The following is a 14,417-nucleotide window of genomic DNA, read 5'->3' on the forward strand; positions in this document are numbered from 1 at the left end:
TTTCCGCCCCTGACATTATACGGCTTCCTATTTAAGGAAGGCTCGTTTAAGTCTGTATGGTCTAGGTCTGTATGGTCTAGGTCTGTATGGTCTAGGTCTGTATGGTCTAGGTTTGTCTGGCTTGAGTCTGTCCGCATCGGGCCTTGTTGTAAGTTTGTCTGGTTTGAATTTGCTTGTTCTGGATTTTTCTGGTTTGAGTTTGTCTGCTTCTTTTTAATAAATTTAAACATCGTCTCCGCAAATTCCCTCCTTACTATATAAGTTGGCTAAGCCTGATTTAATAATAAGATGGCTTGCCTGATTTATGTAAAAAGCGCCTTTCTTTGCTGCCCAGGCTCGGGTCAATCTTCAAAACCGTACCTTTCCACGCAATCTTATTGCGAACTAAAGGAAAAATGAACTACTTAACATGAGTTGTCAAGCTTACAAAGCAGGGAATATGGTAAACTGGGTATACAAGCCATTCGAAATCTAAGTTATCTTTACAGGTTCCATTGTAGCAGTTCTTTTTGCAATCTGTTTTAAACGGTTATATAAGTTTCTGACGTTGACACGGAGGGATTTAATGCCTCATTTCTCGAAGTTTCCTTTTACTAAACGATTTTTGTTCGTAACCGGCTACGCTCTGTTCTGTCTCGTTCTCCTGGTGGCAAGGCCGCTGTTTCTAGATAGCTCCATGCACCGTTTTTTAGCCTGGAATTTATGGCTGGCCTGGATTCCCTTTGCGCTGACCTGGGTTGTATATTACGCCCGGCGCCTGCATCCAATCGCAGCCTGGCCTGTGCTTGTCGTCTGGCTGCTGTTTTTACCCAATACGTGGTATTTGGTTACTGATCTCGTCCATCTTCTATTCCATCCCTACATCTATTTGGTGCAGGGCAGAGCCAGCATGACCTACTGGTACGATCTGTTTATGCTTTTTCAATTTGCGCTTTGCGGCATTGCATTGGGCTATGCCTCCATCCACCAGGTGTTGCGAATATATAGTCAGAGCTTGATAGGCCGCTACCCTGCTTTATTTATTGTCTTCATCTCAATGCTGAGCGGGTTTGGCGTATATCTCGGACGAATCCAACGCTGGAACAGCTGGGACGTACTGCATGAGCCTCTTCAGGTACTGCAGGAAATGCTGCTATCAGTAACTTTTCAGCATTTGAAGCTATCTCTCGTGTTTGGCATCTTTATCGCCATGAGTTATTTTCTTATTCAAGGTCTTACAGCAACAGATAGTCACGATCCGCCAAAACAAAACAGGTGAAAGCGGATAAGACTGCACCTGGCTCAATCGATCATCTGATCGAGCGACCGCCGCGTTATGTGGACAAGCGACCTCTGCGTCATGTGGTCGAGCGACCATCCGCGTCATGTGGACAAGCGATCGCCGGTCATGTGGTCAGCGACCGCTGCGTCATGTAGTCAAGCGACCGGCGTCATGTGGCGAAACACCGGCGTGCCGGGAGCTGCGCGCGGTGTGAAAACGGTCATGCAGCAAACACCCGGCGCGTGGCGAGAGATTATGTATCAGCAAGCCGCATTTTGCCATAATAACTACAAAACGATCGATTAAAACAGGCAAAGCGGAAAAAGTCGATTTTTGTCTAAAAAGATCATGGATGGATATTGACAGTCTCCTGGAATTGCAATACTATTAATATCATTCGGATAAATCCGATCAGAGATGTATGAATTGAAAGACAGGACTTGCGGACAGTCAATCTTGTACAGGGGGAACATGCAATCATGAAAAACATTAAGCATTTATCCAAAATCTTTGTCTTTATGCTGATTATCGGGCTTTTAGCAGCCTGTGCGAATAATGGCGGCGGACAGGCTGGCGGTGGAAATAATTCGGGCGGAAACGGCGGCTCTGGCGGTAATGAAGCCTCCAGCCCTGCTCCTGACTTTCCAACGAAGCCTATCCAAATGATTGTACCATTTAATGCCGGCGGTGTATCGGATATTTTGGCCCGCGCTTTTGTGGATGCTGCCGCGCAAGAAGAGATTATTGATGAGCGGATTACTGTGGTGAATAAAGGCGGCGGTTCAGGTACGATCGGCAACTATGATCTCGTCAAATCCAAGCCTGACGGATACACTTGGCTGTGGGCGGCAACGGGGCATATGTCCTCATCGCTTCATATTACCCCGGCTCAATACACCAAGGATGACTTCACGATCGTTAACAAAGTCGGTGAAATGACGACTGTACTTGTTGTTCCAAGCAGCTCTCCGCTTGAGACGCTGACGGATTTCGTTGAAGCAGCCAAATCCAGACCGGGAGAGCTGACTATTGGCAATCCCGGTGAAGGTACCGTTGTTGCATTAACGGCCCATATCCTGGAGGAAGGCGGAGAAATCGAGCTGAATCACGTCCCTTTCCAAGGCAGCGGTCCACTGCTTCCGGCCGTGTTAGGCGGCCATGTGGAGTCGGCTTTGATGAACCTCCCCGAGGTGCAGGGCCAATTGAAGTCCGGTGACCTTAGAGCCCTGGCTGTAATGACGGATGAGCGTATCGACGCCCTTCCCGATGTCCCTACCCCGGAAGAGATGGGAGTTCCAATCACGACCGGAGGAGCCAGTCACTTTATTATCGTCCCTAATGACACACCTGAGGAAATTGTAGCGAGAATTGATGAACTAACTAAAGAAGTATACGAAAGCGACCGCTTCAAGCAGTTAATGGAGCAAGCCGGTTACCAGCTCAGCTACAAGAACGGAGCCGAGGCCCGTGAAGAAGTAGACGCCTGGTACGAAGTGACCGGCGAGCTCTATAAGCGGCTAGGTATGGTGGAATAATGAAGATGACCCCATTAGTTTTCCGCACGCGGATGATTACGGGTACACTGACCTTAATCTTGGGACTGCTCACTCTGTGGCAGTCCCGAGGCTTACCCTTTGGCTCGATCAGTAATCTCCGCCCGGGTTTTTTCCCGATTATTTTTGGCAGCCTGTTAACTTTGCTCAGCTTGATTTTGCTTATCTCGTTGTTTTGGGAACGCTTTAAAAATAAGAATTTGGAGCAGACCCCTCCCGCCAAAACGGTAACGTCTGCCGAATCTATAGATAATCTCAACGCCGCCGAAGCCGTCAAAGCTGCTGAAGAAGCTGAGAATGATGACGACACCTTTAACCTTAAGGGTGTTGCTGCTATGACTGGCGTGTTTGCGCTTTTTGTCGTTTTGACTTATTTGTTAGGATACACATTGGCTTCAGCGGTTTGTGTGGCTGCTGCCGGTTTTCTGCTGGGATTGCGCAGGTGGAAAATATTGTGGTTAGGTATAGGCACCGCTCTGGTGACCTGGCTAGTCTTCGAAAAATGGATGGGTATCCCCTTGCCAGACGGCCTCTGGTTCTGAACGGCTCTACTTAATTAACTACTGGGAAGGAATAGGAGGTTAGCTGTTGAAATGAGCGGTTTTGAAGATATACTGGCTGGAGTGGCCTCCGCCTTTTCTATAGGCAATTTATTGATATGTTTGCTGGGGGTCGCTCTCGGGACGCTTGTCGGCGTTCTCCCCGGACTAGGTCCGGTCGGTGCCATCTCCATGCTATTGCCCGTCACCCTGATGATGGAACCTACAGCCGGTTTGATTTTGATAGCCGGTATATATTTCGGAGGAATGTACGGTGGATCGACAACGTCCATTCTTGTGAACATTCCCGGTGAAGCCTCATCGGTAGTCACCTGTATAGACGGATACAAGCTTGCGCAGAAAGGCCGTGCCGGCCCTGCTTTGGCCATAGCGGCTCTTGCTTCATTTGTAGCCGGCACGATCGGCATCATTTTACTTACTTTTCTGGCGCCTACTTTGGCTGGTGCGGCTATTCGTTTCGGTCCGCCCGAATATTTTGCCATTGTCCTCGTTGGCCTGCTCGTGCTTTCACGGATGTCGGACACCTCGATCGTCCGCAGCTATTTGATGATTTCCGTGGGAGTCGTCCTATCCTTGATCGGGATTGACCAGGCAAGCGGTACGCTCAGATTGACCTTCAATTCCCCCCATCTGATCGATGGACTTGACTTTATTCCAATCATTATGGGGTTGTATGGGATGTCTGAAGTGTTGAATGCAATGGAAGCAAGCTATAAAAAACCGATAAAAGCCGATTTGCGGCTGCGCAATCTGATGCCAACCAAGGAAGACATTAAACGCAGCACCCCCGCTGTTATGCGCGGAGGCTTTCTTGGTTTCTTGATGGGTCTTATTCCCGGACCTTCGTCTATTATCAGCACGTATGCTGCCTATAAAATGGAGAAAAGCCTCTCCAAACGCCCTGAAGAATTCGGTAAAGGGGCGATAGAAGGAGTGGCTGCCCCGGAAGCTGCCAACAACGGTGCAAGCACAGGGACATTGGTTCCCCTGCTTTCGCTTGGCGTTCCTTTCTCTCCGCTGCCCGCCATTTTGCTCAGTGCCTTTATGATTCACGGCGTTACTCCCGGGCCTTTGATGATGAACGAGCATCCGACCTTGTTCTGGGCGGTTATTGCCAGCATGTATATTGGTAATGTTATGCTGCTAGTTCTTAACCTGCCGCTAGTTGGCATGTGGGCGAAGGTCACACATATGTCCGTAAATGTGTTGATGCCTTTGGTTATGATGTTTTGTATTATTGGCGCTTATTCGGTTAATAACAATATGTTTGATGTCGTTGTCCTTATGGTATTCGGAGTTATCGGGTACATGCTGCGCAAAGCAAAAATGGAGCCGTCCCCGCTTATTCTCGGCATCATTCTCGGACCTATCCTGGAAAACACGCTTAACCAGTCGGCCTTGATGTTTCAGGGCAATATGCTATCCTTTTTTACACGTCCTATTTCGGGAACGCTGCTGGCCATAGGCTTGCTGGTTACCTTCTGGCCGCTTCTTAGAAAGGCGCAGCGGGCTATTATGGGCAGGAAGACTGCTTAAGCTGCAAGAATGTCTAATAACTTAAATCACTATGACTACGAGAAAAAGGGGCTGATTTTCTCGTGAACATTACGAGGGAAAGGTATGACGTTATTATTATTGGCAGCGGAGGAGCCGGCCTGAGAGCCGCCCTCGCAGCTGCCGAGCAAGGCGCCAGGCCTGTTGTGCTGTCCAAGGGAGAAGCGCATCGCTCTGGCGGAACGTTATCCGCACACTACTCCTTCTGCGCCGTGCTGCCAGATCCCGTTCCCGGTGACAGCCCGCAGGTGTTTGCCGAGGATATTATGCGATCCGGCGAAGGAATCAGCGACCCACGGCTTGTCCGGGTCCTCGCTGAACAAGCCGGACATGCGGTAGCCTATGCCCAAAAGCTCGGAGTGAATTTTGATCCTGATGAAGCCGGCAGCCCCAAGCCTCACCTTGGTTGGCTGGCCGGCCATACGTATTCTCGGGCCGTTCACGTCAAAAATGTGGTCGGAAGGGAAATCATCCGGGCACTGCTTAAAGCGGTAAAACAGGCCTCCATCCCTATCCATTCCTTCACACTCGTCACGGATCTGATTGTCGCTCAGGGCCAGGTGCGGGGTGCCTGCGCCCTGCATCTGCCAACAGGCGAATTGCGAATTTACGAAGCTCCTTCCGTCATTATGGCCACAGGCGGAGGAAGTCAAATTTATGAATTAAACACCAACCCGTTCGAGGCTACCGGCGACGGCTACGCTATTGCTCTTAGAGCAGGAGCAGAGCTGGTCGACATGGAATTCGTCCAGCACTATCCTTCTGTCCTGGTTTCCCCCCCGGGAGCAAGGGGCCTGATGTTTAATTCCGGTATCCTGATCCCTAAGGGGGCCAGACTGCTGAACCGGCACGGCGAGGATTTTTGGGACCGGTATGGAGTTGGTCCTCTGCGGGAAGCCACCCGCGATGTGCTGTCCAACATCATGTCACAGGAAATCGCCGCCGGCAACGGAACGGATAACGGCGGGTTGTGGATCAGCACGCGCGGCATGAACCCGGATGATTTCCCGCAAATGCAGCAGCGCTTGCTGCAGGACACCGGCCTGCCGGCCGACGCGCAGGAGCGGGAAGTAGCGCCAGGCGCCCATTATTTCATGGGCGGTTTGCGCATCTCTCCCGATACCGCGACAACCCTGCCCGGCTTGTTTGCCGCGGGTGAATGTGCGGGCGGCATCCACGGCGCCAACCGGCTGGCCGGCAATGCCCTCTCCGAAAACCAAGTGTTCGGAGCGATCGCCGGCAGCCGCGCCGCCGCCTACGCCCTGGCGCACCCGCTGCAGCCGGCAGCCGGGCAAGCTCGCGCCGCCGAGGAAGCCGCGCTCGAGCCGGCGCGCAAGCTGCTGGAACGCTCTGGACAAGGCGACCCGCCGCAAGCGGGTTGGGCCGAGGTCCAGTCGCTGATGCAGCAGCATGTAGGCGCGACGCGCACCGCCGCGGGTCTCTCGCTTGCGGTGAAGCGGCTCGGCGAGCTGCGCGCAGAGGCTCGCGAGCGCTTCGCGGCGCGCGATACGGCGCTCGCATACAACCGCGATCTCGCCAAGGCGCTGGAGCTGCGCAACATGATCGACACCGCTTGGTGTGTCGCTAATGCTGCGCTGGCTCGTCGCGAGACGCGAGGCGCGCATGTGCGGCTCGACTTCCCGGAGCGGAGCGAGGCGTGGGCGTGCAGCCTGACCGTCCGCCTCGAAGCTTCCGGGCGGGGAAGCACGCGGCGGCTAATGGCGCACGAAGCAGCCGCCCATGCGCTTGCCTATAAGGCCCAGGATAAGGCGCAGGAAGAAGCGCCTGACTGCCCGGGTGCCTGTCCGGAGCCGGTTATTGACGCAGCGCCTGCAGCGGCGCCAGACGGCGCTTCCCCAGTCGGGAAGAAGCGTGCTCTAGCGGAGGTTGCCGAACTTGCGGAAATTGCCAAGGTTTCGGAGCTTGCGGAAGTTGCGGGGGGGTCTGAGCTTGCGGAGATCGTGGAGCTCGCGGAGCTTGCGCAGCTTGACAGCGCGATCCGCATCCGAGGGCTGCGCCACGGGAAGGAGGGCGGTTCCCCGTCATGAGCCAGGAAAAGGCACCGCGCATCATTACTTGCCAGCTGGCCCGCAAAGAGCCAGATAAGACTGACTATCACATGCAAACTTATGAAGTGAAATACCGCGAAGGAATGACCGTCCTCGATCTGATGAGAACGGTAGCGGATGAAATAGACGGCTCGTTTGCCTTTTATGATCATGCCTGCAAGCGCGGATTTTGCGGAAGCTGCCTAGTGAAGCTGAACGGACGCAACAGCTTGTCCTGCCGCACGCTTGTCCCCGGGGACGATAACGTGCTTGTGCTCGAGCCGGCGATGCCGACGACCAAGGACTTTTGGCCGGAGGATCCCGCGTAGCTCCTGTTTTTTATTTTTGGTAATTCCATTTCAGTTTTTGAGTTTTCCATATAAACAATCTCATTTTCAGGCTTTGTCCTTTACAGCTCAGTTAGTTCATTAAAGAGGTTGTAACGAGCAGACGCTGCTTGACATTTGGCCGTTGATTATCACCACCCACCGGTCATCCCGATTTCAACAGATAAAGGAGAATGGTACCATGACGATCACTGCGTCCACTTTTCGAGAAGAAGCCGGCCGATTACAGCCAAAGCTTGTGGAGATTCGCCGCGAGCTGCATCAGCATCCTGAGCTATCCCAGGAGGAATTCGAAACTACCCGCCGCATTCGCGGGTGGCTGGAAGAAATCGACGGTATACGCATTCTGGAGCTCGGGCTTAAAACCGGTGTAGTCGCCGAGATCGAGGGGGCTATGCCTGGACCGACCATTGCTCTGCGCGCCGATATCGACGCCCTCCCGGTCAAAGAGGAAACCGGGCTCCCCTTTTCCTCCACTATCCCCGGCAAGATGCATGCGTGCGGTCATGATTTTCATACGGCTTCGATCATCGGCGCCGCTGCGCTGCTGCAAAAACAGGCGCCGCAGCTCAAGGGCAAAATCCGCCTGCTGTTCCAGCCGGCTGAAGAAAGAGCGGTTGGCGCAGCAGAGCTGATTGCCGCCGGAGCCCTAAACGGTGTCGATGCCGTGCTGGGCATGCATAATAAACCCGAGCTTCCCGTAGGCACCATCGGGCTGCGCAGCGGTCCTTTAATGGCAAGTGTTGACCGCTTCGAAATCAGCGTAAGCGGCAAAGGCGGGCATGCCGCCATTCCTGACAGCGCCATTGACCCTGTTGTCGTAAGCTCTGCCATTGTTACCGCGCTGCAGTCCCTGGTCAGCCGCAATGTCAGTCCGCTCGACTCCGCTGTAGTGAGCGTCTGCAGACTGGAAGCCGGATCCACCTGGAATGTTATACCGGACAGCGCCATACTTGAAGGAACCGTGCGCACCTTCCAGCCAGAGACGAGAGAACGAATTCCTGCACTCATGCAAAGAATCGCGGAAGGCGTTGCCCAGGGCTATGGCGCAGCAGCGGAGCTCAAATGGATTCCGTGCATTCCTGCCGTGAATAATCATTCCGAGATGACGGAAATCATGAGATCGGCCGCTTTAGCCCAAGGGCTGAATGTAGTCGAAGCCGCGCCGACGATGGGCGGAGAAGACTTTTCGCTGTACCAAGAAAAAGTCCCCGGATGCTTTATCTGGATGGGAACATCGGGTACGGAAGAGTGGCACCATCCGAAATTCACCCTGCACGAGGACGCACTGGCTGTCAGCGCCGCACTGTTCGCAGAAGCAGCTGTGCTTGCTCTCGCTTCTGTACAAATGAAGTAATAAGCTGGAATCCGGCTCGAGGCTGCACGCATTTACCTATTGCCTGGGTAACCGCGTCTGCTGTATGCCGCGTTACTTTTTATAATTACTTGCACTTAAGGGGGAAGCATTGCCATGCCTTCACACGTAATCGATATGATTATGCTAAAAAATTTGTTCGGAACCGCTGAAATGAGAGAAATCTGGTCGGATGAAAACCGCCTGCAAAAACATCTGGATGTGGAAGCGGCCCTTGCACTAGCCGAAGCGGAAGTCGGTTTAATTCCGAAAGAAGCGGCGGAAGCTATCGCCAGCCATGCCAAGGTTGAGCTGTTAGACGTGCAGGCTATCGCCGACGAGGTACTCGTAGTCAAGCATTCGTTAATGCCTACCCTGAAAGCCTTGCAAAAGCTTAGCGGCCCGGAGCACGGCGAATGGGTTCACTTCGGAGCCACCACCCAGGATATTGTAGACACGGGTATGATGCTGCAGCTTAAAGAAGCTCACAGCCTCATTGTTCGCGGTCTGCGCGGTGTCGCCCGGGAGCTGGCACGCCTCGCCCGGGAGCATCGGGACACCCCGATGGCCGGTCGTTCCCACGGCATGCAGGGGCTGCCGACAACCTTTGGCTTCAAGATTGCCGTTATTTTGGATGAAGTCATCCGTCATCTTGACCGCCTGCGCGAAGCGGAAGCCCGTGTGTTTACCGGTGTGTTGGGGGGCGGGGTAGGAACCCATGCCTCATTCGGGCCGCTTGGTCCCGAGGTGGAGCGCCGGACCATGCAGCGCCTGGGCCTTAACAGCCCTAATATTTGCTGGCATTCCTCACGAGATCGATCTGCTGAATACGCAGGCCTGCTTGGGATGATCAGCTCTACATTAGCCAAAATGGCAAATGAATTTTACAATTTGATGCGTACCGAGATCGACGAGGTGGAGGAGCCATTCACCGCGGGCAAGATCGGTTCGACCACCATGCCGCACAAGCGTAATCCCGCTGCTTTGGAAGGGCTCGCCAGCTTGAACAAGCCGATCCGCTATAACGCCTCTCTTGCCCAGGAGGCGATGATCGTGGAGCATGAGCGTGATGCCATGTCCTGGCGCGGAGAATGGATTGCGCTGCCGGAAAGCTGTATCTATCTCTCCTCACAGCTCGCTTCCGCCCAGGCGATCTTAAAAGGCTTGATCGTCAAGCCCGACAAAATGATGCGCAATCTTAATCTGCTGGGAGGCCTGCTTTTATCGGAAAGAGTGATGTTCTCACTGGCGAAAAAGCTCGGCAAACAAACCGCGCATGAAGTCGTTTATGAATTGTCGATGCAGGCCACTGAGCAAAACATACCTTTCCGTGAGGTGCTGCTGAATGATGAGCGTGTTCGGGAAAAGGTAACTGAACAGGAGCTCGAGGATTTGATGAATCCGGCTACTTATCTGGGCAGCGCACCGGAAACTGTCGATCGGGTGCTGGAAGCAGCCCACGCCTCCGGCTGGCTTGAACGGGACGAGGAGGAATAAACGTAATGACTTACGACAATCGGACCCTCGTATGGGGCGAGTTAAAGGCAGAACCGGGTCAATTTGTGACGGGTATGGTAAAAGTGGCCGAGCTATCCCACCGCGGCCCTGTGCTGATGCCGGTGCTAATCGTTAACGGAGCCAAGCCCGGCCCCCGCCTGTGGCTGAATGGCGCCGTGCACGGGGATGAGCTGAACGGACCGATGGCTATCCGCAATCTATTGCCGGCGCTCGAGCCGGAGAAGCTGTCCGGTGCGATTATCGCTACTCCGATATCCAATCCGCTGGCTTTCCAAGCACGGCAAAAAAATACGCCGCAGGACAGCCTGGATCTCGATATGCAGTTTCCCGGCGATCCCAACGGGACCTTGTCCCAGCGGTTGGCGCATCTTCTATTCGAGCGCATTAAGGAAATGGCTACCCACCTGATTGATTGCCATACGTTAGGCACTCACTTTCAGGCTCTGCCTTATACGGTGTTCAAAAGGATTCCCGCCGCCAGTAGCGAAATCAGCGATCAGGCGGAACGAATGGCCCGGGCATTCGGCGCTACCGCTCACTGCCGCGTTGATCTGGGCGGCTCCTTGAATGAACTGCCCGGCAATGTGTCCGGCTTTCTAGATGTGCAGTGTCAGATTCACGGCATTCCGGCATTTATGGCTGAGCTCGGTTGGGGAGGCGTTCTGCAGCCGGAAATTGTCTCCTTCAGCGAGCGCGGCTTCCTTGCCGTTCTGCACGATCTAGAGATGTGGCCGGAAGCCCCTGACCCCGCACCGTATACAGCGCCGAGAACGATCACCCGGCGCCGCTTTCTCTATACAGACCACGGCGGTCTGTGCATCGATGGAGCGGCCCCGGGCACCGTGGTGCGCGCCGGCGAACGGGTATGCCGCATCGTCGATATGTTCGGCACCGTCCAGGAAATTATTGCTGATGAAGATATGTACATCATTGCCAGCCGTCAGAACCCGCCTGTCGATACAGGAGATCGGGTAGCTTTTGTCGGATTGGCTTGGGAACAGGAGGAAGACATCGATGAATAACGAAAGCTCCGGAACTACTAATCCAGGAAATACCCCATCCCTGAACCGCACTGCTATTCAGCTGGGCGAATACCGCCAAGCTACAGCAGCAGACGCGCCAGCCGTACTGGATCTGACGCTGCGGGCTTATCAGCCGATTCGCGAACTCGGCATTAATTTTGCTGCCGCTAACGCTGACCTGGCTCTGGTGGAAAAAAACATTCGCGATCACATCTGTCTGATCCGCGAAGAGAACGGCCGGGTTATTGCCACAATTACCGCACGCATGCCATGGGGACCGCAGCCAGGTCCTTTCGGTGTGCCTCATCTTTGGTGGTTCGCCACAGATCCGGATATCGGACGGAAGGGCATTGGACGTGAGACGATGAGCTGGTGCGAGGAAGTTTTCGTAAGGGACACTTTGAAATGTCCGTCTGTCTCTCTAGGGACGGCAGAGTCCCACCCCTGGCTTGTGCAAATGTATGAGCGCCGCGGCTATAAGATTATGGGCACCAAGGACTTGGGCCGCGGGCATACGACCGTATATATGAAAAAAGATCTGCTCCATACCGGACCGTCAGAGGAGGAAAACTAAATGCCGCGCGAACTTGACCAACAGCTGGACAATCGGCCGGCCCCTTCCAAATCAGAGGCAAATGCCCAAGCCCAGGCGAATGACGTAGCACAGGTGAGTGACCAGGCACAGACAAATGACCAAACGGAAACAACCGTTAAAGACCGTTTCTCCGTAGACGGTCTTCGAGTTTTTGAAGCTTTGCGGACACCGGTCATTGATCAAATCACGCGCCATGTGTCCGTCCGCTCCTTCGACTCGGAGCGCCAGCTTCCCGAAGGCACCGTTGAAATGATGATGGCTGCTGCGCAAAGCGCCTCCACCTCGTCCAACTTTCAATCGTGGAGCGCAGTAATCATCCGCGACCCGGAGCGCAAGCAAAAAATGCAGGAGCTGTGTGACAATCAGCGATTTATCGGACAGGCTCCCTTGTTTATCGCTTTTTGTGCTGATAGCTCCCGGCATAAATGGGTAACGGAACAAAAAGGCTATCCCTTCGGTTCGAATTACTTGGAGCTGCTGCTTATCTCCGTTATCGACAGCGCGTTAGCTTGTCAAAACGCAGCCCTTGCCGCAGAAAGCATGGGACTTGGCTGCTGTATGGTCGGTGCGATCCGCAATCATGCCAGAGATGTGGCCAAGTTCCTTGAGCTTCCCGACGGCGTGTTCGCCACAATAGGCTTGGCTGTAGGCTACCCGTCCAGCAAAAACGAGGTAAAGCCAAGGTTGCCTCAATCCGTCGTTGTACACGAGGAAAAATATAGCACTACAACTCGAGCTGAAGGTATCGCTGCTTATGATGCTGTCATGCAGAAGACGGATATTTATAAGGGCAGAAAAATTCACATTCCAGGCCTGACTCCGGATCCTGAACAGGATACTGCGCCATACGGCTGGTCAGAGCATACTGCTAGAAGGATGGCCCGGGGGAATGATATGCGCCGGGATCTGGCTGTATTTTTAAAGGAGATAGGCTTTGTTCTCGAGTAAAATCTTTGCTCCGGTGAGTTCGCTCGGGGCAGCAGTATGTTAAACGATAACGATAGAGTTTATTGCTTTAGCGTTACAGATTTTTCGCCGACAAAATCACATACAGCCGGAAACCAATCCGGTTGTTAGATTTAAAGGAAGTTTTTATGGAAAGAGCGACGACCGACCAGTTAAGCTCCAATTCGTTGAAAAAAGAAATAGTCTTTAACGCTACCGTCCTGTCTTTGTTGCTAACGGTTTTTCTGGCGGCTCTCGCCCCTCCAATGTATCTTTTAAATCTGGCGATAAGCCTGCTGCTTTACGGGCTTGGGCGGTTTGTACGCAGCATTGCGCTGAGGCTTATTATTTTTAATGGTGCAGGAATTACTGCTATAGCAAGCATCTGTATCCTTACCCGTGAAAAAGTATGGCTAGCGGTAGGGATTAGCTTTTTATTCTTTTCCCTTACTTCTGTATTGCTCCGGTTTCGCCGTGAACGCATTAGCTGACAGCTCTAAATAGTTAACATTATCGGTCCAATTCAGCCTCATATTCTCCGCTATTGGTCCAAACTTAGCCTCAATATTCCCCAGCCGGGTCACGAAATAGCAGTGAAATAGGGCTGCGAATGACGGCTTGAAGAGGATGGCGAGCGCTAGAATCGGCAGCGGAACGAGGCTGAGCTGCGGACAGCTGGCAAGGACAGCTAGCAAGGACAGCTGCAAATTCGCGACGCGTGAAAGCGAACAGCCCACAAGGCCTGTGGCGGACTGCAATGGCCAACAACCTGTATCGCCTTGCACCTAGCAAACGCCCCGCCCCGCTTTGTCCCTTTGCTGTCCTAGCAGCCAGCTTTGTCGCCGCTGCCTTCTTCTCACTGTTTAACGCTGTTGCGGCTTCGTTCACAAAGCAGCGAATAATAGATTCCCGTAACCAGCCCCAGCCACAGGCTTGCAGAAAACAGCAGCCCGCCATCGCTCACAGGCAGCAATAAGCGAAAAAACTCAGAACGGATAAATGCCAGAAAAAGTCCGTTGGCCACGACAAACTCTTCCCCGCTTACTCTTTCTATGTGTCCGGCGACCAGGTAATACCCCAACCAGGCCCCCGCAAGCTGGGCGGTGATGAGCAGCAGCACACTGAGCATAAACGCCGATAGCTTGGCGAAAAAATACGCTTCGCGTCTGACCGGGAGGGTCAAATAAGTAAAGATGCTTTTGCTTCCCCAATATCCCGCATACACATTTTTTACAAACCAGAGAGAAAACCCTGCCAAACAAAGCCCGAAGACGATGCTTCCCCCGGATGAGCGATACAGGTCCTCATAACGCAGATGAACCGAGTGCATTCCTATTCCTTTCAGCTCCACGAGCATCAGCACGACAGGCAGCCCTAAAGCAGCCATTGTAAAAAATTAATGGACATAAAATCGACTTTCTCATTTTCCTTTTTTTAGATAAACTAGTTCTATAGTACCAATTTGCGGTGAAACCAACACATGACCCTTACCGTATTATGGTTTTAATCCATATCTTGTTTGATTAAATAAGCGGCTGGGATTTATGCAAAATACTGATGTAAAAGCATTAATAACTTATCGCTTCACCATCTGCAAGTAAACCTTGCAAAGTAAAACACGGTTATCAATATGTGCTTGAATCTCTATCTGATCAGTATT

The 14,417-nt window shown here is 53.0% G+C and carries 14 protein-coding genes and 1 pseudogene; 13 read left to right on the top strand and 2 right to left on the bottom strand.

Features of this window, described 5'->3' with window-relative positions; genetic code table 11:
• Positions 1–53: 53 nt before the first annotated feature.
• Positions 54–230 (bottom strand): annotated as a pseudogene (locus PSHG_RS32025) (pentapeptide repeat-containing protein); the annotation flags it as partial.
• A gap of 335 nt (positions 231–565) precedes the next feature.
• Between PSHG_RS32025 and PSHG_RS21700 the strand changes: the two are divergent.
• The 13 genes from PSHG_RS21700 to PSHG_RS21755 all read left to right on the top strand — a co-directional run bounded on the left by PSHG_RS21700 (position 566) and on the right by PSHG_RS21755 (position 13,248).
• A complete protein-coding gene (locus tag PSHG_RS21700) occupies positions 566–1,258 on the top strand; it encodes a DUF1361 domain-containing protein (protein ID WP_010277680.1) in 693 nt (230 codons plus the stop codon).
• 174 nt (positions 1,259–1,432) lie between these two features.
• Complete coding sequence (locus tag PSHG_RS31775) at positions 1,433–1,567, top strand: hypothetical protein (RefSeq protein WP_262362390.1); 135 nt, start codon at positions 1,433–1,435, stop codon at positions 1,565–1,567.
• A gap of 173 nt (positions 1,568–1,740) precedes the next feature.
• On the top strand, positions 1,741–2,796 hold the full coding sequence (locus tag PSHG_RS21705) for a tripartite tricarboxylate transporter substrate binding protein (RefSeq protein ID WP_010277683.1): 1,056 nt from the start codon (positions 1,741–1,743) through the stop codon (positions 2,794–2,796).
• A gap of 5 nt (positions 2,797–2,801) precedes the next feature.
• Positions 2,802–3,356 carry a tripartite tricarboxylate transporter TctB family protein gene (locus tag PSHG_RS21710; protein WP_010277686.1) on the top strand — a complete coding sequence of 185 codons (555 nt, stop codon included), beginning with the start codon at positions 2,802–2,804 and terminating at the stop codon, positions 3,354–3,356.
• A gap of 51 nt (positions 3,357–3,407) precedes the next feature.
• Positions 3,408–4,910, top strand: a complete 1,503-nt coding sequence (locus tag PSHG_RS21715) for a tripartite tricarboxylate transporter permease (RefSeq protein WP_010277689.1) — start codon at positions 3,408–3,410, stop codon at positions 4,908–4,910.
• A 62-nt stretch (positions 4,911–4,972) separates the two neighbouring features.
• Entirely contained in the window at positions 4,973–6,976 is a 2,004-nt protein-coding gene (locus tag PSHG_RS21720; RefSeq protein WP_010277691.1) for an L-aspartate oxidase, read from the top strand.
• The gene (locus PSHG_RS21725) at positions 6,973–7,305 is read left to right on the top strand and encodes a 2Fe-2S iron-sulfur cluster-binding protein (RefSeq protein WP_010277695.1); all 333 of its coding nucleotides are present in this window, start codon (positions 6,973–6,975) and stop codon (positions 7,303–7,305) included. Before PSHG_RS21720 ends, PSHG_RS21725 begins: the two co-directional genes overlap by 4 nt.
• Before the next feature lie 199 nt (positions 7,306–7,504).
• Complete coding sequence (locus PSHG_RS21730; protein ID WP_010277698.1) at positions 7,505–8,680, top strand: amidohydrolase; 1,176 nt, start codon at positions 7,505–7,507, stop codon at positions 8,678–8,680.
• 114 nt (positions 8,681–8,794) lie between these two features.
• Positions 8,795–10,174, top strand: coding sequence for an adenylosuccinate lyase (purB, locus tag PSHG_RS21735; protein WP_010277703.1), 1,380 nt, complete (start codon positions 8,795–8,797; stop codon positions 10,172–10,174).
• A 5-nt stretch (positions 10,175–10,179) separates the two neighbouring features.
• On the top strand, positions 10,180–11,217 hold the full coding sequence (locus PSHG_RS21740) for a M14 family metallopeptidase (RefSeq protein ID WP_010277706.1): 1,038 nt from the start codon (positions 10,180–10,182) through the stop codon (positions 11,215–11,217).
• A complete protein-coding gene (locus tag PSHG_RS21745) occupies positions 11,210–11,791 on the top strand; it encodes a GNAT family N-acetyltransferase (protein WP_010277710.1) in 582 nt (193 codons plus the stop codon). The genes PSHG_RS21740 and PSHG_RS21745 overlap by 8 nt, the downstream gene beginning before the upstream one ends.
• Positions 11,792–12,760, top strand: a complete 969-nt coding sequence (locus tag PSHG_RS21750) for a nitroreductase family protein (RefSeq protein ID WP_010277714.1) — start codon at positions 11,792–11,794, stop codon at positions 12,758–12,760.
• A gap of 146 nt (positions 12,761–12,906) precedes the next feature.
• The gene (locus PSHG_RS21755; protein ID WP_010277717.1) at positions 12,907–13,248 is read left to right on the top strand and encodes a hypothetical protein; all 342 of its coding nucleotides are present in this window, start codon (positions 12,907–12,909) and stop codon (positions 13,246–13,248) included.
• 365 nt (positions 13,249–13,613) lie between these two features.
• Here PSHG_RS21755 and PSHG_RS21760 read toward each other — a convergent pair whose 3' ends face one another.
• The gene (locus PSHG_RS21760; protein ID WP_010277718.1) at positions 13,614–14,144 is read right to left on the bottom strand and encodes a hypothetical protein; all 531 of its coding nucleotides are present in this window, start codon (positions 14,142–14,144) and stop codon (positions 13,614–13,616) included.
• Between the last annotated feature and the right edge of the window lie 273 nt (positions 14,145–14,417).

Source organism: Paenibacillus senegalensis JC66 (genome assembly GCF_000285515.1).
Classification (GTDB): Bacteria; Bacillota; Bacilli; order Paenibacillales; family NBRC-103111; genus Paenibacillus_L; species Paenibacillus_L senegalensis.

Coding starts and splice junctions, on each gene's coding strand:
- PSHG_RS21710 (WP_010277686.1), top strand. CDS start 2,802: ATGACCCCATTAGTTTTCCGCACGCGGATGATTACGGGTACACTGACC.
- PSHG_RS21725 (WP_010277695.1), top strand. CDS start 6,973: ATGAGCCAGGAAAAGGCACCGCGCATCATTACTTGCCAGCTGGCCCGC.
- PSHG_RS21740 (WP_010277706.1), top strand. CDS start 10,180: ATGACTTACGACAATCGGACCCTCGTATGGGGCGAGTTAAAGGCAGAA.
- PSHG_RS31775 (WP_262362390.1), top strand. CDS start 1,433: ATGTGGCGAAACACCGGCGTGCCGGGAGCTGCGCGCGGTGTGAAAACG.
- PSHG_RS21715 (WP_010277689.1), top strand. CDS start 3,408: ATGAGCGGTTTTGAAGATATACTGGCTGGAGTGGCCTCCGCCTTTTCT.
- PSHG_RS21755 (WP_010277717.1), top strand. CDS start 12,907: ATGGAAAGAGCGACGACCGACCAGTTAAGCTCCAATTCGTTGAAAAAA.
- PSHG_RS21750 (WP_010277714.1), top strand. CDS start 11,792: ATGCCGCGCGAACTTGACCAACAGCTGGACAATCGGCCGGCCCCTTCC.
- PSHG_RS21745 (WP_010277710.1), top strand. CDS start 11,210: ATGAATAACGAAAGCTCCGGAACTACTAATCCAGGAAATACCCCATCC.
- PSHG_RS21705 (WP_010277683.1), top strand. CDS start 1,741: ATGAAAAACATTAAGCATTTATCCAAAATCTTTGTCTTTATGCTGATT.
- purB (WP_010277703.1), top strand. CDS start 8,795: ATGCCTTCACACGTAATCGATATGATTATGCTAAAAAATTTGTTCGGA.
- PSHG_RS21730 (WP_010277698.1), top strand. CDS start 7,505: ATGACGATCACTGCGTCCACTTTTCGAGAAGAAGCCGGCCGATTACAG.
- PSHG_RS21700 (WP_010277680.1), top strand. CDS start 566: ATGCCTCATTTCTCGAAGTTTCCTTTTACTAAACGATTTTTGTTCGTA.
- PSHG_RS21760 (WP_010277718.1), bottom strand. CDS start 14,144: ATGGCTGCTTTAGGGCTGCCTGTCGTGCTGATGCTCGTGGAGCTGAAA.